Below are 23,827 nucleotides of genomic sequence, written 5' to 3' on the forward strand. Positions count from 1 at the left end.
GCCTCCTCGGGGGCGCCGTCGCGGGAAGAGAGGAGGGCCCGATCATGCAGATGCTTCTGCTCGCGGCCATCGTCCTCCTGTCCTACCCGGTCATCGCGATGATCCTGTGGACGGTTCGGCGCAGGCCGATCGTCGGCGCCAGGCTCGTCGCGGTCGCCATCGCCCTCATGGGCATCTGGATGACCGTGAACGTCGGCCTCATCATCCCGCCGGCCGCCGGGGTCTGCATACTCGTGTGCCTGGCGCTGGCCGCCGACTTCTCCTGGAGGCTCACCCCGGGCGATCTCCTCATCTGCACGGGCTTCGCCCTCGTGGCGATCTCGCTGGTCGCGGGGGCCTCGACGAACACGGTCCTGGGCGAGCTCATCCTCGACGCCGTGCCTGCCTACTTCGCCGGGCGCATGCTCGTGGAGAGGATCGGACTGAGGGATTTCGCCACCACCATCGCCACCGTGTGGCTCATCGCCGCCGCGCTCGGCTACTTCGAGGCACTCACCCGCATCAATCCCTTCGTGCTCATCGAGTTTCCCACCCGCGCCTACGCCTACTGGGCGGAGATCCAGATCCGCGCCGGACTGCCCCGCATCGAGGGGGCCTTCGGCCACTCGATCGTCTTCGGCGTGTCCATGGCGGCGGGCATCCCCATGGTGGCCATCGCCCGCTGGCCCTCATGGGCGAGGATCGCCGGGATGGCGGCGCTCGTCGGCGTCACCCTGCCCTCCCTGTCGCGCGCGGGCATCCTCGGCGCCGTCATCGCCCTCATCCTCTCCCTGACGATCCTACGCACCGACCTGACCCCCTCCTGGCGCTCGGCCACCCTCATCACGCTGATCGCGGGGACGTTCGTCGTCGCCCCCGTGCTGCTGCGCGTCTTCGCCAAGGCCGGTGACGAGCAGGAAGGCAGCGCGGAGTATCGGGGGCAACTGCTCATCCTGGTCAAACGACTGGTGCTTATCGGGGCCTCGCCCGCCCGCACCGTCCGCAACGGCACGGTGTACTGGGAGGGTTTCCGCTCCATCGACGACCAGGTGCTCCTGGCCGCCCTCCGCTACGGCTGGGCGCCCGTCATCCCCTTCATCATCGGCGCGCTCTACGTCGTCCTGCGTGTGCTGGGCGGCCGTGGCAACGCCGCCCAGGTCGCCATCGCCTCCATGATCCCGGCCTTCGTATCCGTCGCCTTCATCACCCAGCTGTCCACCGTGGTCTGGGTGATCGCGGGGGCGAGCGTCGCTGCCAGCGCCGCCGAGCGCGAGGGGAGGGCCGACGCAGCCGGGCTGCCCCAGGAGCGCTGGGAACCCGGCGAGATCGACGACGGCGAGCGCGCCCAGGCCCCGCTCTCCGCCGACGGCGGGGCAGTGGCCGGTTCTCCCGACGGGGTCCCGGCGCCCGTCGCCGCGCCGAGCGCCGCCGTCCCCGGGCCCGGAGTGCCGATCAGCTCGTCGGCCGACACCTCGCCCATTTCCGCCTCCCGCCGCGCCCATCACCCGGGATAGGAGCGCGGCGGTATTCCGCCCCGCGTCGATGGCCGGCGGGTGAGCGCCCTCCCGCCCCTCGGCTCGGCCCCTGTCCCCGGCGCCTCTAGACTCTCCGCGTGCGACTGACCGCCCTCCTCCCCCCGCTCCTGGCCGACCCCGCGATCGCCGAGCTCGTCCGCACCGCCGCCGCGACCCGGCGAGGCGAGAACAGCGCCGTCGTCGCCTCCGGGGCGCGCCCCGCGATCCTCGCCGCCATGGCGATGGGGGAGCGCGGCGTCGCTCGCGCCGTCGGGGTGGAGCCCGGCGCCTCCGGCGCCGGGGGTGAGGGGACGCCACTGCTCGTCGTCACCGCCACCGGCCGCGACGCCGAGGAGCTCGCCGCCGCCCTCGCCTGCTACCTGCCGCCCACCGATATCGCGGTCCTCCCCGCCTGGGAGACCCTGCCCCACGAGCGTCTCTCGCCGCGGGCGGACACCGTGGCCACCAGGCTCGCGGTCCTGCGCCGTCTCGCTCACCCCGTCGAGGGGCCCGCGAGTGCCGATGGCCCCATCCGCGTCCTCGTCGTCCCCATCCGCGCCCTGCTCGCGCCCGTCATCGACGGCCTGGGGGAGATCGAGCCCATCCGACTCGCCGCCGGCCCCAGTGAGGGCCTGGAGGCCATCGCCGCCCGACTGGCCGACGCCGCCTACGCCCGGGTGGATATGGTGGAGGCGCGCGGCGAGTTCGCCGTGCGCGGCGGCATCCTCGACGTCTTCCCCCCCACACTGCCGCGCCCCGTGCGCGTCGACTTCTTCGGCGACGACATCGAATCCGTCTCCTCCTTCGCCGTTGCCGATCAGCGCACAGTGGAGGAGCTGGACGGCGCCACCCTCCATCCCTGCCGCGAGCTGCTCCTCACCGACGCCGTGCGCGAGCGCGCCCGGGCACTGACCGGGGCGATCCCGGGAGCCGCCGACATGCTCGACAAGATCGCCGAGGGCATCCCCTGCGAGGGCATGGAGTCCCTCGCTCCCGTGCTCGCCCCTCGCATGGTGCCCGTCCTCGACCTCGTCGGGCCACGACTCGTCGTCGCCCTGGAGCCCGAGCGCATCCGCAGGCGCGCCGAGGACCTCGTGGCCACCACCTCCGAGTTCCTCGCCGCCGCCTGGACCTCCGCCGCCTCCGGCGGAACTGTCCCCGTGGACCTGTCCGCCGCCGCCTTCGCGAGCCTCGGCGAGGCCCGAGCGCTGGCCCTGTCCAGCAACCTGGGCTGGTGGTCGCTCACCTCCCTGGCCTCCTCCCCGGATGCGACGGCGCCGGCGCTGCGCGATCCCGCCGGCTACCGGGGCCGTCTCGACGAGGCCGTCATGGACCTCGGCCGCATGGCCCGCGAGGGGTGGGGCGTTGTCGTGGCCACCGACGGGCCCGGGCCCGGCCGCCGCATGGCCCAGCTGCTCGCCGACGGCGATGTGCCCGCCCGCATCGTCACCCAGCTCGACGAGCCCGCCGATCTCGGGTGGTCCGTCGCCGACGATGGGCCGCGGGGCGACGGCGTCGTGCGCATCACCCAGGCCTCCGCCGGCCACGGCTTCGTCGCCGAGGGGCCGCGTCTCGCCCTCATCGCCGAGTCGGACCTCACCGGGCGCGCCTCCACCGGCCCGCGCGGCCCCAAGGCCCTGCCCGCCCGCCGCTCCCGCGCCTCCGTCGACCCCCTGTCCCTGCGCCCCGGCGACCTCGTCGTCCACGCCCAGCACGGCGTCGGGCGATTCATCGAGCTGCGGCGCCGCGCCGTCGGCACGGGCAAGAGCGCCGCCACCCGGGAGTACCTCGTGATCGAGTACGCGCCCTCCAAGCGCGGCCAGAGCGGCGACCGGCTCATGGTCCCCACCGACTCCCTCGATCAGGTCACCAAGTACGTCGGCGGGGATGCGCCGGCCCTGAACAAGATGGGCGGCGCCGACTGGGCCAAGACCAAGTCCAAGGCGCGCAAGGCCGTCCGCGAGATCGCCGGCGAGCTCGTGCGCCTCTACGCCGCCCGCGCCGCTGCCGCAGGGCACGCCTTCGGTCCCGACACCCCCTGGCAGGCCGAGCTCGAAGAGGCCTTCCCCTACACCGAGACCCCCGACCAGTTGGCCACCATCGACGACGTCAAGGCCGACATGGAGAGGCCCCAGCCCATGGACCGCCTCATCATGGGCGACGTCGGCTACGGCAAGACCGAGGTCGCCGTGCGCGCCGCCTTCAAGGCCGTGGCCGATGGCAAGCAGGTCGCGGTCCTGGCCCCCACGACCCTGCTGGTCAGTCAGCACGCGCAGACCTTCGCCGAGCGCTACGCGGGCTTCCCCGTGCGCGTCGCCCAGCTCTCCCGCTTCCAATCCGAGGCCGAGTCCGCCGAGGTCCTGGCCGGGCTCGCCGACGGCTCCATCGATGTCGTCGTCGGCACCCACCGCCTCATCACTGGGCAGGTGCGCTTCAAGGACCTCGGCCTGCTCATCATCGACGAGGAGCAGCGCTTCGGCGTCGAGCACAAGGAAGCGCTCAAGGCCCTGCGCACCGATGTCGACGTCCTGGCCATGTCCGCCACACCCATTCCCCGCACCCTGGAGATGGCGGTGACCGGTATTCGCGAGATGTCCACCCTGGCCACTCCGCCCGAGGACCGCCACCCCATCCTCACCTACGTGGGGGCCTGGGAGACCAAGCAGGTCGGTGCCGCCATCCGCCGCGAGCTCCTGCGCGACGGGCAGGTCTTCCTCGTCCACAACCGCGTCTCCGACATCGACCGCGTCGCCGCCCGGATCGCCGAGCTCGTTCCCGAGGCGCGCGTGGCCACCGCCCACGGGCAGATGAGCGAGGCCCGGCTCGAGGCCGTCATCGACGACTTCTGGCGCAAGCGGATCGACGTCCTCGTGTGCACGACGATCGTCGAGACCGGCTTGGACGTCTCCAACGCGAACACCCTCATCGTCGACCGCGCTGACCGCTTCGGCCTGTCCCAGCTCCACCAGCTGCGCGGGCGTGTGGGCCGGGGACGCGAGCGCGCCTACGCCTATTTCCTCTACCCCGCGGACAAGCCGCTGACCGAGACCGCCCTGGAGCGCCTGCGCACTATCGCCACCAACACCGACCTTGGTGCCGGCATGCAGGTGGCCATGAAGGACCTGGAGATCCGCGGTGCCGGGAACCTGCTGGGCGGGGAGCAGTCCGGTCATATCGCCGGGGTCGGCTTCGACCTGTACATGCGCATGGTCTCCGACGCCGTGGCCGCCTACAAGCGCTCCCTGGGGATGGGGCAGGGGGCCGGCGTCGCGGACGATGGCGAGGACGAGCTGCGCATCGAGCTGCCCGTGGACGCCACCATCCCCGAGGACTACGTGCCCCACGAGCGCCTGCGCCTGGAGGCCTACACGAAGTTCGCCGCCGCCCGCAGCGATGAGCAGGTGGCCGACGTGCTGGATGAGCTCGCCGATCGTTACGGACCCGTGCCCGAACCGGTGACGCGTCTGGCCGCGCTGGCTCGGCTGCGCGCGCTCGCGGCCGGGCTGGGGGTGCGCGAGATCGTGGCCCAGGGCAAGTCCATCCGCTTCGCGCCCGTGGAGCTGCCCGAATCCAGTCGGATGAGGCTCACCCGCCTCTACCCGGGCACGACGATCAAGCCCGCCACCCGTACCATCGTGGTGCCCGCCCCCGGCGCGGCGCGCATGGGCGGCGGGCCGATCGAGGGAGAGGCCCTCCTGCGCTGGGCAGAGGTGCTGCTGCGCGCCGTCGTGGCCGGGGAGGCCGACTACGAGGCCGAGGCCACCGCATACCGGCGCCGCCGTTGATCGATCCTTCGCCCCCAGTGGTGCGGGATTCACCGAGTGGTGCGGGTAGAACGCTCCACTCGGCGTGGATGGCGCCACTCGGGGATACGATGGCTTGGTGACTCGCCGTGAGAACAGGAGAAGCACTGTGACCGCTCCCCGGATCGCCTCCCGCGCGCCCCGACTGCTCGCCGCCGCCGCGGCCCTCCTGCTCGGCGCTTCGGCCCTGGGGGCCTGCTCCGTCCGGCCCGGCATCGCCGCTACGTCCTCCTACACGGGGCTCGATGGCACCACCCACTCGACGACGATCACGGAGAGGGAGCTTCAGGAGGCCGCTGAAGAGCTCAAGCCGTTGAACTGGCCCGTCTCCGGGACGCTCAGGCTCCTCCTCTCCGCCGACATCATCGAGGAGGTCTGCGCGTCCCAGGGCCTGGCCGTGAGCGATGAGCAGGTCGATCTCCTGCTCGACGACCAGATCGGCAAGGGCAGGCACTCCGTCCAGGCGCGGCGGGCGATGCGCGCCACCTACCTGTACGGCATCATCTCCAACCCCGGCCGGGGCGGCATCGGCGCCCCGCGGGCCGCGCAGGCGCAGGCCGACATCCAGCGGATCGACGGTGCCGCGGAGGTCGAGGTCTCCCCGCGCTACTCGAGTGCCCGCCCCTGGCTCCTCGCTCCCTCCGCGGCCGGGCCCGTCCCCCCGGAGCGCGGCGCGCAGCAGCCGGCCGCGCGCTGACGCCGAAGTGCCGCCGCGTCCCGCGCCCGGGGCCGGGTTCGGGACGCGTGCTCGCCGGACGTGAACTCCGCCGATCCGGGGACCATGGCCCTCGTGCGGACCTGCTCATCCCGGTAGGCTTGGGATCGCATCCGGATCACCCCGATCGGTTCACACGACAAAGGAGCACCAAGTGGCCCTCATCGAGAACGTTCACGCCCGCGAAATCCTCGACTCCCGCGGCAACCCGACCCTCGAGGTCGAGATCCTCCTGGAGGACGGCTCCTTCGCCCGCGCCGCCGTCCCCTCGGGCGCCTCCACCGGCGCGTTCGAGGCCGTCGAGCTGCGCGACGGCGACAAGGGCCGTTACCTCGGCAAGGGCGTCGAGAAGGCCGTCGCCAACGTCAACGAGACCATCGCCCCCGAGATCATCGGCTACGACGCCGCCGACCAGCGCGGCCTCGACCAGCTCATGATCGACCTGGACGGCACCCCCAACAAGGGCAAGCTCGGCGCCAACGCCATCCTCGGCGTCTCCCTGGCCGCCGCTGCCGCCTCCGCCGACTCCGCCGGCCTCGAGCTCTTCCAGTACGTCGGCGGCCCGAACGCCCACGTCCTGCCCGTCCCGATGATGAACATCATGAACGGTGGCTCCCACGCCGACTCCAACGTGGACATCCAAGAGTTCATGATCGCCCCCATCGGCGCCAAGACCTTCCGCGAGGCCCTGCGCATGGGCGCCGAGGTCTACCACTCCCTCAAGGCCGTCGTCAAGGGCCGCGGCCTGTCCACCGGCCTGGGCGACGAGGGCGGTTTCGCCCCCAACCTCGACTCCAACCGCGAGGCCCTCGAGCTCATCGTCGAGGCCATCGAGAAGGCCGGTTACAAGCCGGGCGCCGATGTCGCGCTGGCCATGGACGTCGCCTCTACCGAGTTCTTCGACGAGGCGACCAAGACGTACAACTTCGAGGGCGAGGCCCGCGACAACGCCTTCATGGTCGACTACTACGAGAAGCTCATCACCGACTTCCCGATCGTCTCCATCGAGGACCCGCTGAGCGAGGACGAGTGGGATGACTGGAAGGCCCTCACCGACCGCATCGGCGACCGCGTCCAGATCGTCGGCGACGACTTCTTCGTCACCAACCCCGAGCGCCTCGCCAAGGGCATCGAGCTCGGAGCCGCCAACGCCCTCCTGGTCAAGGTCAACCAGATCGGCTCGCTCACCGAGACCCTCGAGGCCGTCGAGATGGCGCACCGCGCCGGTTACAAGTCGATGACCTCCCACCGCTCCGGTGAGACCGAGGACGTCACCATCGCCGACCTCGCCGTGGCCACCAACTCCGGCCAGATCAAGACCGGTGCCCCGGCCCGCGGCGAGCGCATCAACAAGTACAACCAGCTCCTGCGCATCGAGGAGTCCCTCGGCGAGGCCGCCGTCTACGCCGGCGCCTCCGCCTTCCCGCGTTTCAAGGCCTGAGCCCGGGGCCGGGCGCCGTGCCCGCCCTTGGATCGGGGCGATCTGACGCCCACACCGCCTCGCGCGGGCCGGTGACCGCCGGCCCGCGCGAGGCCTTTTGGCCTCTACCGCCCCGTGATCCTTCCGCGCCCATGGCCCGTACCACTCCCGCGTGCGCCTGCTTGGAGGAGGCCCGGCCCTGCGGCAGGATCGCCCCATGAGCCCGCGCCGCCCGACCCCCGCCCGCCCGAGGGCCCGCTCCGAGGCGCGCCCCGCCCCGCGCACGATCCCCCGCGGCACCGGGCCCGGGCGCCCCACCGATACCGGCGACGCCGTTCGCCCCCGCCGCGCTGAACGGCCCGAGCGCTCCGACCGCCCTGAACGGCCCAGCACGACGTCCGAGCGCGGCTCGGCCCGGGCCGGCACCGCTGAGCCGGCGTCGACCCCGATAGTCCTGCGCCTTGGAGGCCCGGAGGGTCTCGCCCTGCCCGTCCGCCTGCTCGTGCTCGCGGCCGTGCTCATTCTCGCGCTCGTCGTCGTCCTGCCCACCCTCAACCACTACCTGGCTCAGCGCGCCCGGTACGACGCCGTCGCCCGGCAGATCGACGCCGCCAGGGCCACCGCCACCGCCCTCGAGCAGGAGGCGGCCCAGTGGAAGGACGAGGCCTACGTGCGCGCCCAGGCGCGCGAGCGCCTCTCCTACGTGATGCCGGGGGAGAAGAGCTACGTCGTCGTCGGCGCCGACGAGGTGCAGGCGCAGGCCGATGCCGATGCCCGGGCCGCCGCCAAGGAGGAGACCCGCGCCCCCTGGTACGACGCCCTCACGGAGTCCGCCGCCGTCGCCGGTGGCGCGACGACGCCGGCCGCCGGCCCCTCCGCGAGCCCGAGCGCCTCCCCCGCGGCGCCCGCCACCCCCGAGGCCACGAGATGAGCGCCGATCAGACGGGGCGGGGAGTGCAGGAGCGGCCGGAGGAGAATGCGACGGTGAGCGAGAACCCCATGCCCCCATCCCCCCCGGAAGTCTCCCAGGCCGATCTCGACGCCCTGGCCGAGCAACTCGGGCGCGTGCCCCGCGGCGTCGTCTCCATCGCGGCGCGCTGCGTGTGCGGCCGCCCGACCGTCGTGCGCACGGCGCCCCGCCTCCCTGACGGCTCCCCCTTCCCCACCAGCTACTACCTCACGCACCCCGCCGCCGTGCGCGGCTGCTCCACCCTCGAGGCCGAGCACCTCATGGAGGACTTCAACGCCCGCCTCGGCCAGGACCAGGCTCTCGCCGACGCCTACGGGCGCGCCCACGGGCACTACCTGGCCGCCCGCGCCGAGCTCGGCTCCCCCCATGAGATCGAGGCAGTGAGCGCGGGCGGCATGCCCACCCGCGTCAAATGCCTCCACGCCCTCCTCGGGCACGCCCTGGCCGCCGGCCCGGGCATCAACCCGATCGGCGATCTCACCCTGGAGGCCCTGCGCGAGCGCGGCCTGTGGGACGATCGCCGCTGCAGCTGCTGACCACTGCCGACCCTGCTCGGAGGATCCATGGCGCCCATGCCCACCCGCGTTGCCGCGATCGACTGCGGCACGAATACGATCCGCCTGCTCATCGCCGACGCCCACCCCGACGGCGGACCCACCGGCTGGCGCCTGGAGAGAGTCCAACGGCATTCGATGATCGTGCGCCTCGGTCAGGGCGTGGACAGGACCGGTCGCCTCGATGATGGGGCCCTTGAGCGCACCCTGGATGTCGTCACCGACTACGCCGAGCGCATCCGGGCCACCGGCGCTCAGCGCACGCGCTTCGTCGCAACCTCCGCCACGAGGGACGCGAGCAACCGGGACGTCTTCGTCGATGGCGTCCGCCGGCGCCTCGGCATCGAGCCCGAGGTCGTCTCCGGTCAGGAGGAGGCCCGCCTGTCCTTCGCCGGTTCTCTCCTCGGCGCGCAGGGCATCCGGCGGCGCCTCGTCGTCGACCTCGGCGGCGGCTCCACCGAACTGGTCCTCGGCGCGCGCGTGCCCGAGGCTGCGATCTCCCTGGACACCGGCTCCGTGCGCGTCACCGAGCGCTACCTCGCCGACGGCGTCACCCGCGCGGCCGAGGCCGCCGCCCGGGCGCATGTGCGCGATCTCCTCGACCGCGCCGAGGAGGTCATGGACCTGGGCGCCGCCGAGGAGATCGTGGGCCTGGCCGGCACGATCACCACGATCACCGCCCACGCCCTGAGCCTGGCGGACTTCGAGCCCGACTCAATCCACGGCTCCCGCCTGCCGCTGGGCACCGTGCTGGCCTCCTGCGAGGCGATCCTTCGCTCGACGGCGGCCGAGCGCGAGTCCTGGGGCTACCTGCGCCCGGGGCGGCGCGACGTCATCGCCGCGGGAGCCCTCGTATGGTCCGAAGTCATCGGCCGGGTCGCCGAGCGCACGGGCGAGGCCGGGCGCCCCCTGGAGTCCGCGATCACCTCGCTCACCGACATCCTCGACGGCATCGCCCTGTCCCTGGTCGACGGCGGGGAGCGGCGCCGTGGCTGAGGCTCCCGCCACGGGGGCGGGCCGGACCCCGTCGCCTGGTTCGCCGCTCTGCCCGCGCCCCGCGAGGATCGGGGCCGCCGAGCTCGGCGGGGAGCGCGTGGTCGTCGCCGTGGCCACGACAGCCGGCGCCATCGATGGCGCCGATAGCGCTGGGGACTCAGGCTCCGCGCTCGCCCAGGCGCTCGCGGCGGCGGCGGCCGGAGCGGATCTCGTCGAGCTCCGGCTCGACCTGCTCTCATCGCCGCAGGCCGCCGGACCGCAGGCCCAGGCCGCCTTCTGGCATGAGGCCGTCCTCGCGGTCTCCGCGGCCCTGGCCCCCACCGGCACGCCTCTGCTCGCCACCGCGCGCAGCCGGCGCGAGGGCGGTGGCGCGGCCATGGATCCGCGCGAGCAGGCCGAGGCCCTGGGCGCGCTCATCGACCTCCAGGCCGAGCATCGCGCCGGGCACGCGGTCGCTGACGCGCTCGACGTCGAGCTGTCCACCGGCGCCCTGCCCGCCCTGGCGGCGCGGGCCCACGAGGCGGGGATCGCCGTCGTCGCGTCGAGCCACGACTTCACCGCCACCCCGCCGGACGGGGAGATGCTGGAGAGGCTGGAGCGGATGGAGACCGGCGGCGCCGATTGCGCGAAGATCGCCGTCATGCCGCGCAGCGAGGAGGACGTCGACCGCGCGCTCCAGGTGACGGCGCGGGCCCGGGCCTGTCTCAGCATCCCGGTGGCGGTCATCTCCATGGGGGAGCGAGGGCGGCGCAGTCGCCTGGAGGGCTGGCGCTACGGCTCCGCCCTCACCTTCGCCGCCCTCAGCGCCGATCCCGCCGCAGCCTCAGCCCCCGGCCAGCCCACCATCGCCGCCCTCCTCTCCCACCGAGACCGGTCGAAAACAGGAACGATACCGGGCGGTTTTCCACAGGCCGACTGACGCTGGGCCCTGTCCCGAGAGCGTCCGGGAGCGTCGGGGAATCGATGAGCCTCGCCGAATCCCGCTACAGCGCAACGACGGTGATCAACTCGTCGAGCCCTCGGAGAACCTCCGGATTGCGCGTGAGGAGAGGCATGTCCTCGGCGAGCGCGGTCGCGGCGATCATGAGGCCGGCGACCCGGCTGCCTCCCAGACGCGATGACGGCGCCCGGGGTGGCCCGCCTCACCGGCTCTCGCCTGGCCCGCACCCGGCGGTGTGCCGTACTGTTGGCCCGAAACCCCGGCGAGGGACACGCGCGAGCGCGTGCATCCGTGATCGACGTGGTGGCACCGGAGCGTGCCGCGCGTCGTCGCGCCACGCCGGACCACCGACGCGCGGGGCGCGCCCCGCCCTCCCCAGGAGACCCAGATGTCCAACGCCATCACCCTCAAGGCCACCATCCGCACCGGCTCCGGCAAGGGCGCCGCCCGCCAGGCCCGCCGCGATGGCCGGTGCCCCGCCGTCGTCTACGGCCACGGCTCCGAGCCCCGCCACATCCTCCTCGAGGAGCACGCCACTCGCCTCGCTCTGCGCGGCAACGAGAACGCCCTGATCAACATCGACCTGGAGGGCCAGGACCTGCTCGCCATCGTCAAGGACATCCAGCGCCACCCCATCCGCCCCGGCGTGCAGCACGTCGACTTCCTCCTGGTCAACCGCAATGAGCGCGTCGACGTCGAGGTGCCGGTCAACGTCATGGGCACCTCCGCTCCCGGCACCATCCACATGATCGAGCTCGACCACGTCGAGGTCACCGCGCCGGCCATCGCCATCCCCGAGGCCATCGGCGTCGACATCACCGGCGTCGAGGGCGGCACCATCATCACCGTGGCCGACCTGGCCCTGCCCGAGGGCGTCGAGGCGATCTCCGACGCCGAGCTCGCTGTCGTCAACGTGACGATCCCGACGACCCACGATGCGGGCGACGCCGCCGAGGCCGGCGCCGGCTCCGAGGCCGCCCCGGCCGCCGAGTGACGCGCACGCGCGGCCAACGCCCATGAGCGGCCCCTGGCTCATCGTCGGCCTGGGGAACCCCGAGGCCCGGTACGCCCACAACCGCCACAACATCGGTCATATGGTGATCGACGCTCTGGCGGGGCGGACCGGGTCCCGGCTCTCCCGCCACAAGGCCCGCGCCCGCGTCACTGAGGTCCGCCTCGGCCTCCTGTCCGGCGGCGCGCCGGGGCCGCGCGTCATCCTCGCCCGCCCGGAGGCCTTCATGAACGTCTCCGGTGGCCCGGTCAAGGCCCTCGTGCGGTTCTACGGCGTCGACCCCGCCGCGCGCCTGCTCGTCATCCATGACGAGCTCGACATCAGTCCCCATGAGATGCGTCTCAAGCGCGGCGGTGGCGAGGGCGGGCACAACGGATTGAGGTCGATCTCCCAGGCCCTGGGCACGCGCGACTACGCCCGCCTGCGCGTGGGCATCGGCCGGCCGCCCGGTCGCCAGGACCCGGCCGACTTCGTGCTCTCGGACTTCCCGGCGCGTGAGCGCTCCGAGTGGGCGGTCACCTGCGAGGAGGCCGCCGACGCCGTCGAGAGCGTGGTGTTCCTCGGACTCGACGCCGCCCAGCGGCGGCTCCACTCCGCCTGAAGGGAAGGGGCGAGAGGGGCCGGGCGGCTTCGGGGCCCGCCGCGCCCCCCTGTCTCACTCAGGGCGCCATGAGTCCCGTCTCGTAGGCGACGACGACGGCCTGCACCCGGTCCCGCACGTCCAGCTTGGCCAGGACGTTGCCCACATGGGTTTTGACCGTGGTCGTGGAGACGATGAGCTCGTCCGCGATCTCCTGGTTGCTCATGCCCTGGGCCATGAGGATGAGGATCTCCCTCTCGCGGGGGGTCAGCGATACCAGGCGCGGGTCCTCGGAGTCGGGGGCGCTGGCCGCGTTCGGCAGGTCGCCCGCGAACATCTCCAGCATCCGGCGCGTGATGCGCGGCGAGACCACCGCCTCCCCGCCGGCCACGGTGCGGATCGCCTCAGCGAGCTCGGTGGGCCGGGTGTCCTTGAGCAGGAACCCCGAGGCCCCGGCCCGCAGGCCCGCGAAGGCGTACTCGTCCAGGTCGAAGGTGGTCAGGATGAGGACACGCGTCTGCGGGCACTCGGCGGTGATCCTCGCGGTGGCCTCGATGCCGTCCATGCCGGGCATGCGCACGTCCATGAGGATGACGTCGGGTTGGAGGGCTCGGGCCTGGGCGACGGCGGCCGTGCCGTCGGAGGCCTCGCCGACGACCTCGATGCCCTCCTCGGCGTCGAGGACCATGTGGAATCCCATGCGCATGAGGGACTGGTCGTCGGCCAGGATCACGCGCACCGGGGCGCCGGCGCCCTCCGGCGACGCCGCTTTGGGCGCGGGGTCGGTCTGCTCGGCCGTATCGGCCCCGTTCACATGGGCATCTGCCATGGCGCGGATCCCTCCTGGTCCTCCTCGTCCCAGCGCAGGACCGCGCGTACGCGCCATCCCGAGGCGCGGGGCCCTGCTTGAACGCTGCCACCATAGACGGCTGCGCGCTCCCGCATGCCGATGAGTCCTTTCCCCGAGCCGTGCATGGGGGTGGTGCCGGGGGCGGCCTCGTTGTCCACCGTGAGCACGGCGGTCCCGATGCGCCTCTGGACGTCAACGCTCACCCTGCTCGTGGTGGGGGCATAGCGGAGCACGTTGGTCAGGGACTCCTGGGCGAGGCGGAAGAGGGTCATCTGCAGCCCTCGGTCCTCAGGAAGGTCGCGCCCCCGCCAGGAGTAGGTGATCGGGATTCCCGCGGAGGCGAGGCGGTCGACGAGGATTTGGAGATCCGCCTGCTCGGGGGCCGGTCTCATGGGGACCGCATCGCCGCCGCTGCCGTCCGCGTGGGCTGCGGCGGCGCGCCGCAGGTTGGCGACGGCGGTTGTGGGCTCGCGCGGCGCGACCGTGCCGGGAGGGGCGAACTCGGGGACGGGGAGGTCCTTGATGCGCTTGCCGTCGATGTCGGTCGAGTCGTCAGCCACGCCGGTGGCGCGGGTCGTGAGGGCGCCGACCTGCGGGTCTTCGCGCAGCACGCCGACGAGCCTCCGCGTGTCGGCCAGGGCGCTGCGGCCCGTCTGCGCCAGTGCCGCGATCGCCTGCCGGGCCATCTCGGGATTCCGGTCGAGGGAGGCCGCCGCGCCGTCGGCCATGGTGACCATGACGGCCAGGGAGTGGGCGACGACGTCGTGCATCTCGCGGGCGATGCGGGAGCGCTCGGCGGCGACCGCCAGGAGGCTCGCCTGCTCCCTCTCCAGGGCGATCCGATGGGACCGCTCGAGCTCACGGGTCAGCCGGGCCCGCTGGGTGCGGATCGTCAGGCCGATTGCCGTGCCGCCCAGGTTGAGGAGCACGATGACGAAGGAGTTCTGCATGATCATGCGCGAGGAGAGGAGCTCAACCGGATCCATCCGATTGATCACCGCGTCGAATCCGGCTTGGCTGATGATGGCGGTGAGAGTCGTGATCAGGGCGGCGCCGCAGCCGTGGCGCAAGGGGGAGCGGGCGGCGATCGTCCCGAGGATGATCGAGGCTGCCGGCAGGAAGAAGTGGGGGACGATGTCGAGGACGGGGGCCGCGCGGAGGTCATCGAGCCAGAGGAGCATCAGAGCGATGTGGTGGACCGGTAGTGCCAGGGTCACCACGGCCCAGGCGAGGCGGGCGGCCCGCCGCCGGAGGAGCAGGCAGGCCGGGCACAGCGCTGAGATGACGACGGAGAACGGCAGCCACGGTTGCGTGCTGGAGCCGGCGCCGAGGGCCTCGAGACCGAGGAGGGTGTTGAGGGTGACCGTCAGGGAGAGCCCTGCGACCGCCGCGGTGATGAGCAGGTCCACCGCGATCGGCGGCATGGACGCCCCGATGGCGCGCAGGCGCCGGCGTCGGGGACATCGGCCCTGGCCGCCCTCGGGGGAGCGGGACTGGGGCGGGGTCTCCGGAGCGGCTTCGGGCCCGGGGATGGCGAGGCCCGCCGCAGCCCCCGGGAGGGCTGCGGCGGGCTCGTTGAGGGGCGCTGGGCTCATCGGATGATCATCAGGCATCGCGCCGGGAGAAGACCGTGTAAGCGATGATCGTGGGAATGATGAACCAGGCGCAGGACACGAGAGCGGCCTGCCAGTGGTTGAGGAAGCCGCTCCAGGAGTGGGCCCGGGCGAAGGGGTCGGTCAGGGCGAGCACGGCGTTGCCGGGCAGGGTCTCGGCCAGATTCTTGGCCCACTCGAACCGCAACGACAAGATGCTGAAGGGGATGGTGATGACGAAGAGGAGGACGACCGCCAATGAGATCGCCCCGGCGGTGGAGCGGAAGATGAATCCCAGGGCGAGGCCCATCAGCGCGATGGCGGCGAAGCCGAGGCCTGCCCCCCAGATGTAGCCGGCGTACTCGGCGTCGGTCAGGGACACCGCGTGGTCCCCGATGAACGGAGCGGAGATGGCCCAGGCCAGGAGGACGGAGACGGCTCCGAGGAGGAAGGCGAAGATAGCTGTGACCAGGGACTTGGCCGCGAAGACCTGTGAGCGGGTGGGGGTGGCGGTCAGGGTGGAGCGGATCTGGCCGGAGGCGTACTCGCCGGTGATCATGAGGGCGGCGAGCACGGCGACGGCGATCTGCCCGAAGGGCGTCCCGGCGGCGATGTTGTCGGCCGCGTTTGCGGGCAAATCGGAATTCGAGGATATGCCGAAGGCGATGGTGATGCCGGCGCCGAAGAGGACGGTGATGCTCATGGTGATGGCGGAGGCGATCCAGGTCGAGCGCAGGGTGCGGAGCTTGAGCCATTCCGAGCGCAGGGCGCGGCCGAAGGTCTGCTTGCCGTTGATGCGGGGGGCGCGGGTGGCTCGCTGTGCAGTGCCGGGGGTGGTGGGTGCGGTCATGGGGGTTCTCCTTGGGGGCGGCGGGGTCAGGCTCGGTGGGCTCCGCGCGTGCTGGGACGGTTGGCCTGGGCGGGAGCGGTGCTGTACTCGGTGGCGCCTCCGGTGAGCTCGAGGTAGGCGTCCTCGAGGCTGGCCTTGATGGTGGTCAGCTCGTGCAGGGTGATGCCGTGGGCGGCGGCGAGCTCGCCGATGCGGGCGGCGGGAGCCTCGGTGAGGGTCAGCACTCCGGGCTCGGGGGTGGCGACGGTGATGCCCTGGGAGGCCAGGAGGGCCGCGAGGTCGGTGGCCTGGGGGGAGGCCACGCGCACGGTGTCGGTGGTGGCCGAGGCGATGATCTCGCTCACGGGGCCGGTGGTGAGGATGCGGCCGCGGCCGATGACGATGAGGCGGTCGGCGGTCTGGGACATCTCGCTCATCAGGTGCGAGGAGATGAAGACGGTGCGTCCCTCGGCGGCCAGGGCGCGGCAGGTCTGGCGCACCCAGATGACGCCCTCGGGGTCGAGGCCGTTGATGGGCTCGTCGAAGATGAGGATGTCGGGGTCGCCCAGGAGGGCCGCGGCCATGCCCAGCCGCTGGCCCATCCCGAGGCTGAACCCCTTGACTCGCTTCTTGGCCACCTGGGTCAGGCCTGTGATGTCCAGGACCTTGTCGACGCGGCTGGTGGGGATGCCGTTGGAGACGGCCAGTTGCGTGAGGTGGGCGCGGGCCGAGCGTGATCCGTGCAGTCCTTTGGCGTCCAGGAGGGCGCCGACGGAGCACAGGGGGGCGTTCAGGTCCTTGTACTTCTTGCCGGCCACGGTCACGGTGCCGGCGGTGGGCTTGTCCAGGCCCATGATCATGCGCATGGTGGTGGATTTGCCGGCGCCGTTGGGGCCCAGGAAGCCGGTGACGGCGCCGGGCTCGACGGTGAAGGAGATGTTGTCCACGGCCAGTTTGTCGCCGTAGCGCTTCGTCAATCCACGTGCCTCGATCATGGTTCCGGGCTCCTTAGGTTCGGGGGGGGCTGATCGCCGTGCGGCTCGCGCGGCCCGACGGGGTCGCTGGGCGCCGTCGGGACCGGAGAGGTGACTGTTCTGGTCCCGGCGAGTCCCGACGGCGTGGTACCAGGCTAGTCAACGGTACTCGCCGGTCCATCGGCGCGCGGGATGATTCTGCGAGGGGAGCGGGGCAGGACCCACGGTGGACGCGTCTCCTCCTCGGGGAGGAGACGCGGGGGAGATGCGGAGACGGCGAGGAGACCGGGCGGAGGCGGGTACTCGTGCCCGGGACGACGGTCGACCGGGAAGGGGAATGTGCGGCAGGATGGCGGCGTTGAGATGGAGGGCCCGAGCCGGGCCGCGCCGTCGGCAGTCCCCGTCCAGAGAGGACACATACCCTTGAGCAACCCCTTCTTCGATCGAAACCCGGCCTTCAACGGCGGGGCGCGCACCGCCGTCGCGACGCCCCAGACCACCCCCGCCGGGTACCCCGCGATGCCCGGGTACCAGCCGGGCCAGTACGTCCAGGCCCAGCAGTACGGCCAGGCCGCCCCCTACGGGCAGGCGCCGTACGGCCAGCCAGTGGGATACGGTGCTCCCCAGCAGGCGGGCTACGGCCAGGTCACCCCGGCCCAGCTCGACCGGATGGAGACCCAGTACGGGGCCCCGGCCGCCACCAACGTGGACCGCGGCCGCATGACCTACGACGACGTCATCATGCGCACGGCCGCGATGTTCGCGGTCATTCTCGCCGTCGGCGCCGTCTCCTGGGTCATGGCGACCACCCCCTCCACGTCCCCCATCGGCGTCCTCCTGATGCTCGGAGGGGCGATCGGCGCCCTCGTCCTGGGCCTGGTCAACTCCTTCAAGAAGGTGCCCTCGCCCGCGCTCATCCTGGCCTACTCGGCCTGCGAGGGCGCCATGCTCGGCGCCTTCTCCGGCGTCATGGAGGCGCGCTTCCCCGGGATCGTCATCCAGGCGGTGCTGGCCTCCGTCGCGGTGTTCGCCGTCATGCTCGGCGCCTACAAGATCGGCGGCTTCCGGTTGTCCGGCAAGGCGCAGCGGATCCTCATGCTCGCCATGGGCGGCTACCTCGTCTTCTGCCTGCTCAACTTCGGTGTCATGATGTTCTCCGACGTCGGCGGGCCCTTCGGCCTGCGTTCCTTGGAGATCGCGGGCATTCCGGTCGGCATCATCGTGGGCCTGCTCGCCGTCGTCATGGCGGCCTTCAGCCTGGCGATGGATTTCGAGTCAATCCAGCGGGGCGTCGAGGCCGGCCTGCCCACCCGCTACGCATGGGCCGGGGCCTTCGGGCTCGTCGTCACCCTCGTGTGGCTGTACATCGAGATCCTTCGGATCCTGGCGATCTTCTCCGACGACTGATCCGCTCAGCGTCCTCCCCGTTCGCGGGGGCGCGGGGCCGACCGGGCATGACCCGGCCGGCCCCGCCGCATGGGCGGCCGGCGGAGAGGCGGCGCTCCGATCAGCGAGGGCCAGGGCTCATCGCGTAGGCTGGCGCGCATGATCAACTCGAATATGCCCACTGTTGAGGGTGCCAAGGGCACCAAGCCGGTCCTCACCTTCCCCGGCCCGGATGCCCCCGCGGGCCTCCAGGTCCAGGTGCTCGACGCCGGTGACGGCCAGGTCGTCGAGGCCGGGGACACCATCGTCGCCCACTACCTCGGTCAGTCCTGGAACGGCGACGTCTTCGACAACTCCTACGACCGCGGCCAGCCCCTGAGCTTCCAGATCGGCGTCGGCATGGTCATCCGCGGTTGGGACGACGGCCTCGTCGGCCAGCGCGTCGGATCGCGCGTCCTGCTGTCGATCCCCGCCGAGCTCGGCTACGGCGAGCGCGGCGTGCCGCAGGCCGGCATCAAGGGCGGCGCCACCCTCGTCTTCGTCACGGAGATCCTCGGCGTCATGTGAGCAGCGCCCACCCCCCTTCGCCGAGACCGGTCGACATCAGGAACGAGACCGGTCCGGAGCGAGAGGCGCGTGCGAGGACCGCACAGTGACCACCCGCATCGAGATGACATGGTGGCCGCTAATCTGGGCATCGCCTCATCGTCGTCGGCCCTGCCGAGCCGAGAACAGGAGCCCTTATGCCGCGGTACCGCAGCGCCACCTCCACATCTGGCCGCAATATGGCCGGTGCCCGCGCGCTCTGGCGCGCCACCGGTGTCAAGGACTCCGACTTCGGCAAGCCCATCATCGCCATCGCCAACTCCTTCACCGAGTTCGTCCCCGGGCACGTCGGCCTGCGCGATGTCGGCCGCCGCGTGGCCCGCCGGATTGAGGCGGCGGGCGGCATCGCCAAGGAGTTCAACACGATCGCCGTCGATGACGGCATCGCCATGGGCCACGACGGCATGCTCTACTCCCTGCCGTCGCGCGACCTCATCGCCGACTCGGTGGAGTACATGGTGGGCGCCCACTGCGCCGACGCCCTGGTGTGCATCTCCAACTGCGACAAGATCACCCCCGGCATGCTCATGGCCGCGCTGCGCCTCAACATCCCCACGATCTTCGTCTCCGGCGGGCCGATGGAGTCGGGCAAGATGACAGCCGCGGACGGAACCACCCGCAAGCTCGACCTCATCGACGCCATGATGGACGCCGCCGACCCCACCGTGGATGATGAGACGATCTCCGCCATCGAGCGCTTGGCCTGCCCCACCTGCGGCTCCTGCTCGGGCATGTTCACCGCCAATTCCATGAACTGCCTCACCGAGGCCCTGGGCCTGGCCCTGCCCATGAACGGCACGCTGCTGGCCACGCACTCCGATCGCGGCGGGCTCTTCGATGCCGTCGGCCGCCAGATCGTGGAGATCACCCGCGCCTACTACGAGGGTGACGACTCCACCGTCCTGCCGCGCTCCATCGCCACCAAGGCGGCCTTCGAGAACGCCATGAGCCTGGACATCGCCATGGGCGGCTCCACGAACACGGTCCTGCACCTGCTGGCCGCGGCCCGTGAGGCCGGCGTCGATTTCCACATGGCCGACATCGACCGCCTCTCGCGCAAGGTCCCGCACCTGTGCAAGGTCGCGCCGTCGACGACCATCTACCACATCGAGGACGTTCACCGCGCCGGCGGCATCATGGGCATCCTCGGCGAGCTCGACCGCGCCGGACTGCTGGACACATCCACGCGCACGGTCCTGCGCTGCACCCTCGACGACGAGCTCGCCGCCTTCGACCTGGCCCGCCCCGGTGACGACGGCGCGCTCGGCTCCTCGGTGAGCGAGGCGGACCGGAGTCGCTACCTCGCGGCGCCCGCGGGCGTGCGCACCACGGAGATGTTCTCCCAGGCCTCGCGCTGGGAGTCCCATGACGTTGACCGCGAGGCCGGCTGCATCCGCGACCTGGAGCACGCCTACTCGCGCGACGGCGGCCTGGCGGTCCTCTTCGGCAACATCGCGACCAAGGGCTGCATCGTCAAGACTGCCGGCGTGGACGCCTCCATCCTCACCTTCTCCGGGCCGGCCGTGGTCTTCGAGTCTCAGGACGAGGCTGTCGAGGGGATCCTGGGGGGGAAGGTGAAGGCGGGTGACGTCGTCATCATCAGCCATGAGGGTCCGCGCGGCGGTCCGGGCATGCAGGAGATGCTGTACCCGACCACGTACATCAAGTCCATGCACTTGGGCAAGGAGTGTGCGCTGCTCACCGATGGCCGCTTCTCCGGCGGCACCTCGGGGTTGAGCATCGGGCACGTCTCCCCGGAGGCCGCGGCGGGCGGGCTCATCGGGCTCGTGCGCACGGGGGATGTCATCGACATCGACATTCCGGCCCGCTCGATCTCCGTGCGCCTGTCCGACGACGAGATCGCCTCGCGCCGCGCCGCCGAGGAGGCTCGGGGCGAGGCCGCCTGGACGCCGCACGAGGAGCGCCCGCGCCACGTGAGCGCCGCGCTGCGCGCCTACGCCATGCTCGCCACAAGCGCAGACCTGGGCGCCGTGCGCGACCTGTCCAGGCTCGGCATGTGAGGCGCGCGCTCCCTGAGTGACGCCGACCTCGCCCAGGCCAGGGAGCGCGTGGCCGCGGGCGTGCCCAGGGCGGTCGTGGCCCGCGATCTGGGCGTGCACCGCTCCACCCTCCACCGAGCACTCAGCCGATGAGGCGTGGGAGTGAGGCGTCAGGTGCTGGGGAGGTTCGGGTCAGCGTAGTCGGTGGGGTCCTGGACGTGGGGGAAGTCGGCCTCGGTGAGGAAGTGGCACCAGGGGGTCTGGGTGCTGTTGATGCGGAGGCGGCGGCCGCCGCTCCAGCAGGCGAGCTCGACGTGGCAGGGAGTCTCGTTGTAGACGAGGTCGATTGCGGGGAGGATGTCCGTGTCGCTGGTGAAGACGATGGCGGCGTCGATGCTGCCCTTCATGGCGTGCTTGACGAGGTCGACGGCGAGGGCGACATCGATGCCCTTCTCGGAGGCGGGGACGTCGGGCCACTGGGGCGGGTACTGGAGGTTGCGTCGGATGACGGTGACGCCGGTTGCTTCCCAGTCGGCTGTCTGGCGGTCGTTGGCTCGGGCGGAGACGGCCTGGCGTGTGGGGTTGGGCCGGCCGCGGTAGACGCGGGTGCCGACGAGTTGGCTGGGCCTGCGGCGGCGGCTGACGAGGAGCTCGGCTGTGGCCTTGGGCCGGATGTGGCCGTCAGCGGCGCTGAAGCAGCGCTTCGCCCAGCCGGCGACGTTCTGGTAGTCGACGAAGACGGCGACGCGATCCATGGCGGGTACCTCACTTGGGCAAAAACCCCGCCAATCCGAGAGGATGGCGGGGCGGAATGAGGCAACCGTACCGCGGCGGGGCGGTGGCCGCAACAGGCGGTGCGTGGGCGTGATGGCGTGGTGTCCGCGCTCCCAGGTTGCTTTCTGCGCCGGTAGGCGCCGGGGTCGTCCTGCTGGATGGGCGGGCCCCGGAAGGCCTCGATGCGCTCGATGGTGGCCCCGTGGCGCTCATCGGTGATCTTGGCGTTGCGCGCCTGGGCGAGTTGGCAGGCGAAGCGGAAGGGGTCGATGAGGCCCTCCTCGGGTGGGGGCCCGAGGAGGAACAGGGATGCTCCTGTGAGGTGGATGTTCTGGTAGTCGACGACGACTGCCATCTTGAGGGTCGCGGAGGTCTCCGGAAAAAGTTAGACCCCGCCAGTCCTTGAGGACGGCGGGGAGTTATGGCCTGAGGGTATTCGGGCATGACCATCACGCGCAATAGTGACTCACGTCATGGTGAGGGGCGTCTTGAGGGCGTCGTAGGGGTCGTGGTCAGGCCGGGCCGCCGCGCCGGAGGCGGAGCCAGGCGGCGGCGCTGGACTGTCCACGGCCCCGGCGCGGGTCCCGCTGTCCACCTGTGTGTCACCGCCGGCCCGGCGATAGCCGGCGGCCACGGACTGGTGGCGCCGACGGGGCCGCGAGCCGACTCCTCTAGGCTGACGACGTGAATGAACCTGACGGCACCGATACCCCGTGGGACTCCTCCCAGTACTTGCGCGCGATCCTGCGCGCCCCCGTCTACGAGGCCGCCGAGCACACGCCCCTGCAGCGCATGGACGCCCTCTCCGCGCGCCTGGGCTGTGAGGTGGCCGCCAAGCGCGAGGACTTGCAATCGGTCCACTCCTTCAAGATCCGCGGCGCCTACACGTGCATGCGCATGCTCTCCGACGACGAGCGCGCTCGCGGTGTGGTGACCGCCTCGGCCGGGAATCACGCCCAGGGCGTCGCCCGGTCCGCGGCGCTGCTCGGCTGCCGCGCCCTCATCGTCATGCCGACCGTCACCCCCCGCATCAAGGTCGACGCCGTTGCCGCCCTGGGCGGAGAGGTCCTGCTCCACGGCGACAACTTCGACGCCGCCAAGGCCGAGGCGCAGCGCCTGGCCGACGAGGACGGCCTGACCTATGTGTCCCCCTTCGACGATCCCCGTGTCATCGCTGGTCAGGGGACCATCGGCCTGGAGATCATCCAGCAGGATGCCGGGCTCGACCGCGTCTTCGTGCCCGTGGGCGGGGGCGGCCTGGCCTCCGGCATCGCCGTGCTCATCAAGCAGCTCCTGCCGAATGTGCGCATCATCGGCGTCGAGCACGAGGAATCCGCCTGCCTGACCGCGGCGCTCGCCCAGGGCGCGCCCGTCACGCTCGGCCGGGTGGGGCTCTTCGCCGAGGGCGTGGCCGTGCGCCGCATCGGGGATGAGACCTACCGCCTGTGCTCCGAGCTGCTCGATGACGTCATCACCGTCTCCTCCGACGAGGTCTCCGCCGCCGTCAAGGACCTCTTCGAGGACCTGCGTGCCATCTCCGAGCCCTCCGGCGCCGTCGCCCTGGCCGGCCTCAAGCGCTACGCCTCCGAGCGCGGCCTGGCCGGGGAGCGCCTGGCATGCGTTGTCTCGGGAGCCAACCTCAACTTCCACCAGATGCGCTACATCTCCGAGCGCGCTGAGATCGGTGAGCAGCGCGAGGCGATCCTGGGGGTGACCATCCCCGAGGAGCGCGGTTCCTTCCTGCGCTTCGCCCGGATCCTCGGTGGGCGCAGCGTCACCGAGTTCAACTACCGGGCGGCGCCGGGCCTCGACGGATCCCTCGAGCCCGGCCCCGCCCGCATCTTCGTGGGCGTGGGGCTGAGCCGCGGGCGCGAGGAGCGCGCCGAGATCGTCGCGGACCTGGAGAGGGCCGGGTACGGCGTCGTCGATCTCACCGACGACGAACTCGCCAAGGTCCACGTGCGCTCGATGATCGGGGGGCGGGCCCCGGCCGGGCTGACCGAGCGGCTCTTCAGCTTCGAATTCCCCGAGTCCCCGGGGGCGCTCGTCCACTTCCTCGAAGTGCTCGGCACCCGCTGGAACGTCACCCTCTTCCACTACCGGACCGACGGCGCCGACTACGGCCGTATCCTGTGCGCCTTCCAGGTGGGGGCCCGCGGCCTCAGTCCGGAGGCGGAGGCCCGCGAGCTGCGCGAGCACATGGATCGCCTCGGCTACGCCTACCACGAGGAGACGGAAGACCCCGCCGCCGGCTTCTTCCTGGCGCGCTGAGGCCCGCCGCCGCCAGCACGACCAGTACGGACGGCGGTACCGCGCGGACCGCGCCGCCCGCC

At 71.9% G+C, this 23,827-nt stretch carries 20 protein-coding genes; 15 read left to right on the forward strand and 5 right to left on the reverse strand.

Translation table 11 applies throughout. The features are described 5' to 3' along the window. Positions 1-44 precede the first annotated feature (44 nt). The 10 genes from B6G06_RS01170 to pth all read left to right on the forward strand — a co-directional run bounded on the left by B6G06_RS01170 (position 45) and on the right by pth (position 12,504). Positions 45-1,493, forward strand: coding sequence for a hypothetical protein (locus tag B6G06_RS01170; RefSeq protein ID WP_080463228.1), 1,449 nt, complete (start codon positions 45-47; stop codon positions 1,491-1,493). A 98-nt stretch (positions 1,494-1,591) separates the two neighbouring features. Continuing rightward, positions 1,592-5,278, forward strand: a complete 3,687-nt coding sequence (gene mfd / locus B6G06_RS01175; protein ID WP_081170540.1) for a transcription-repair coupling factor — start codon at positions 1,592-1,594, stop codon at positions 5,276-5,278. A gap of 127 nt (positions 5,279-5,405) precedes the next feature. After that, a complete protein-coding gene (locus tag B6G06_RS01180) occupies positions 5,406-5,993 on the forward strand; it encodes a hypothetical protein (protein WP_081170542.1) in 588 nt (195 codons plus the stop codon). Positions 5,994-6,165: 172 nt separating this feature from the next. Continuing rightward, entirely contained in the window at positions 6,166-7,452 is a 1,287-nt protein-coding gene (gene eno / locus B6G06_RS01185) for a phosphopyruvate hydratase (protein ID WP_081170544.1), read from the forward strand. A 196-nt stretch (positions 7,453-7,648) separates the two neighbouring features. After that, positions 7,649-8,362: an FtsB family cell division protein gene (locus B6G06_RS01190; protein ID WP_080463224.1), complete on the forward strand. Its 714-nt coding sequence runs from the start codon at positions 7,649-7,651 to the stop codon at positions 8,360-8,362. Positions 8,363-8,430: 68 nt separating this feature from the next. Then, on the forward strand, positions 8,431-8,937 hold the full coding sequence (locus tag B6G06_RS01195; RefSeq protein ID WP_095532522.1) for a DUF501 domain-containing protein: 507 nt from the start codon (positions 8,431-8,433) through the stop codon (positions 8,935-8,937). Between the two features lie 36 nt (positions 8,938-8,973). Continuing rightward, a complete protein-coding gene (locus B6G06_RS01200; protein WP_081170546.1) occupies positions 8,974-9,951 on the forward strand; it encodes a Ppx/GppA phosphatase family protein in 978 nt (325 codons plus the stop codon). Continuing rightward, positions 9,944-10,870 (forward strand): type I 3-dehydroquinate dehydratase, encoded by a 927-nt coding sequence (locus tag B6G06_RS01205; RefSeq protein ID WP_081170548.1) that lies wholly within the window; start codon positions 9,944-9,946, stop codon positions 10,868-10,870. The genes B6G06_RS01200 and B6G06_RS01205 overlap by 8 nt, the downstream gene beginning before the upstream one ends. Before the next feature lie 409 nt (positions 10,871-11,279). Next, the gene (locus B6G06_RS01215) at positions 11,280-11,885 is read left to right on the forward strand and encodes a 50S ribosomal protein L25/general stress protein Ctc (RefSeq protein WP_080463221.1); all 606 of its coding nucleotides are present in this window, start codon (positions 11,280-11,282) and stop codon (positions 11,883-11,885) included. A gap of 22 nt (positions 11,886-11,907) precedes the next feature. Then, entirely contained in the window at positions 11,908-12,504 is a 597-nt protein-coding gene (gene pth, locus B6G06_RS01220) for an aminoacyl-tRNA hydrolase (protein WP_081170551.1), read from the forward strand. 58 nt (positions 12,505-12,562) lie between these two features. Here pth and B6G06_RS01225 read toward each other — a convergent pair whose 3' ends face one another. Genes B6G06_RS01225 through B6G06_RS01240 form a run of 4 tightly spaced genes read right to left on the reverse strand, consistent with a single transcriptional unit; the run spans position 12,563 to position 16,749 of the window. After that, the gene (locus tag B6G06_RS01225) at positions 12,563-13,312 is read right to left on the reverse strand and encodes a response regulator (protein WP_080463219.1); all 750 of its coding nucleotides are present in this window, start codon (positions 13,310-13,312) and stop codon (positions 12,563-12,565) included. Then, a complete protein-coding gene (locus B6G06_RS01230) occupies positions 13,294-14,928 on the reverse strand; it encodes a sensor histidine kinase (RefSeq protein ID WP_240494073.1) in 1,635 nt (544 codons plus the stop codon). The genes B6G06_RS01225 and B6G06_RS01230 overlap by 19 nt, the downstream gene beginning before the upstream one ends. A 10-nt stretch (positions 14,929-14,938) precedes the next feature. Continuing rightward, a complete protein-coding gene (locus B6G06_RS01235) occupies positions 14,939-15,775 on the reverse strand; it encodes an ABC transporter permease (protein ID WP_081170553.1) in 837 nt (278 codons plus the stop codon). Between the two features lie 26 nt (positions 15,776-15,801). Further along, on the reverse strand, positions 15,802-16,749 hold the full coding sequence (locus B6G06_RS01240) for an ATP-binding cassette domain-containing protein (protein WP_080463217.1): 948 nt from the start codon (positions 16,747-16,749) through the stop codon (positions 15,802-15,804). Between the two features lie 402 nt (positions 16,750-17,151). Here B6G06_RS01240 and B6G06_RS01245 point away from each other — a divergent pair, with 402 nt between their 5' ends. From B6G06_RS01245 to B6G06_RS10710, 4 genes are all read left to right on the forward strand, one after another. Beyond that, the gene (locus B6G06_RS01245) at positions 17,152-18,135 is read left to right on the forward strand and encodes a Bax inhibitor-1/YccA family protein (protein ID WP_080463216.1); all 984 of its coding nucleotides are present in this window, start codon (positions 17,152-17,154) and stop codon (positions 18,133-18,135) included. 138 nt (positions 18,136-18,273) lie between these two features. Then, positions 18,274-18,681 carry an FKBP-type peptidyl-prolyl cis-trans isomerase gene (locus B6G06_RS01250; RefSeq protein ID WP_073453665.1) on the forward strand — a complete coding sequence of 136 codons (408 nt, stop codon included), beginning with the start codon at positions 18,274-18,276 and terminating at the stop codon, positions 18,679-18,681. 176 nt (positions 18,682-18,857) lie between these two features. Continuing rightward, positions 18,858-20,741 (forward strand): dihydroxy-acid dehydratase, encoded by a 1,884-nt coding sequence (ilvD, locus tag B6G06_RS01255; protein WP_081170555.1) that lies wholly within the window; start codon positions 18,858-18,860, stop codon positions 20,739-20,741. Between the two features lie 12 nt (positions 20,742-20,753). Then, positions 20,754-20,873, forward strand: coding sequence for a helix-turn-helix domain-containing protein (locus tag B6G06_RS10710; RefSeq protein WP_373284828.1), 120 nt, complete (start codon positions 20,754-20,756; stop codon positions 20,871-20,873). Positions 20,874-20,890: 17 nt separating this feature from the next. Here B6G06_RS10710 and B6G06_RS01260 read toward each other — a convergent pair whose 3' ends face one another. Continuing rightward, complete coding sequence (locus tag B6G06_RS01260; RefSeq protein ID WP_081170558.1) at positions 20,891-21,475, reverse strand: NYN domain-containing protein; 585 nt, start codon at positions 21,473-21,475, stop codon at positions 20,891-20,893. Between the two features lie 703 nt (positions 21,476-22,178). Between B6G06_RS01260 and ilvA the strand changes: the two genes are divergently transcribed. After that, positions 22,179-23,765 carry a threonine ammonia-lyase, biosynthetic gene (gene ilvA, locus B6G06_RS01265; RefSeq protein ID WP_081170560.1) on the forward strand — a complete coding sequence of 529 codons (1,587 nt, stop codon included), beginning with the start codon at positions 22,179-22,181 and terminating at the stop codon, positions 23,763-23,765. Positions 23,766-23,827 lie beyond the last annotated feature (62 nt).

Source organism: Actinomyces gaoshouyii (assembly GCF_002076915.1).
GTDB lineage: Bacteria > Actinomycetota > Actinomycetes > Actinomycetales > Actinomycetaceae > Actinomyces > Actinomyces gaoshouyii.

Excerpts from the sequence above, each read along its gene's own strand:
- ilvD (WP_081170555.1), top strand. The coding sequence starts at position 18,858 with ATGCCGCGGTACCGCAGCGCCACCTCCACATCTGGCCGCAATATGGCC.
- B6G06_RS01190 (WP_080463224.1), top strand. The coding sequence starts at position 7,649 with ATGAGCCCGCGCCGCCCGACCCCCGCCCGCCCGAGGGCCCGCTCCGAG.
- B6G06_RS01260 (WP_081170558.1), bottom strand. The coding sequence starts at position 21,475 with ATGGATCGCGTCGCCGTCTTCGTCGACTACCAGAACGTCGCCGGCTGG.
- B6G06_RS01225 (WP_080463219.1), bottom strand. The coding sequence starts at position 13,312 with ATGGCAGATGCCCATGTGAACGGGGCCGATACGGCCGAGCAGACCGAC.
- B6G06_RS01250 (WP_073453665.1), top strand. The coding sequence starts at position 18,274 with ATGATCAACTCGAATATGCCCACTGTTGAGGGTGCCAAGGGCACCAAG.
- pth (WP_081170551.1), top strand. The coding sequence starts at position 11,908 with ATGAGCGGCCCCTGGCTCATCGTCGGCCTGGGGAACCCCGAGGCCCGG.
- B6G06_RS01230 (WP_240494073.1), bottom strand. The coding sequence starts at position 14,928 with ATGAGCCCAGCGCCCCTCAACGAGCCCGCCGCAGCCCTCCCGGGGGCT.
- B6G06_RS01200 (WP_081170546.1), top strand. The coding sequence starts at position 8,974 with ATGCCCACCCGCGTTGCCGCGATCGACTGCGGCACGAATACGATCCGC.
- B6G06_RS01170 (WP_080463228.1), top strand. The coding sequence starts at position 45 with ATGCAGATGCTTCTGCTCGCGGCCATCGTCCTCCTGTCCTACCCGGTC.
- B6G06_RS01235 (WP_081170553.1), bottom strand. The coding sequence starts at position 15,775 with ATGACCGCACCCACCACCCCCGGCACTGCACAGCGAGCCACCCGCGCC.
- B6G06_RS01195 (WP_095532522.1), top strand. The coding sequence starts at position 8,431 with ATGCCCCCATCCCCCCCGGAAGTCTCCCAGGCCGATCTCGACGCCCTG.
- B6G06_RS01240 (WP_080463217.1), bottom strand. The coding sequence starts at position 16,749 with ATGATCGAGGCACGTGGATTGACGAAGCGCTACGGCGACAAACTGGCC.
- B6G06_RS01215 (WP_080463221.1), top strand. The coding sequence starts at position 11,280 with ATGTCCAACGCCATCACCCTCAAGGCCACCATCCGCACCGGCTCCGGC.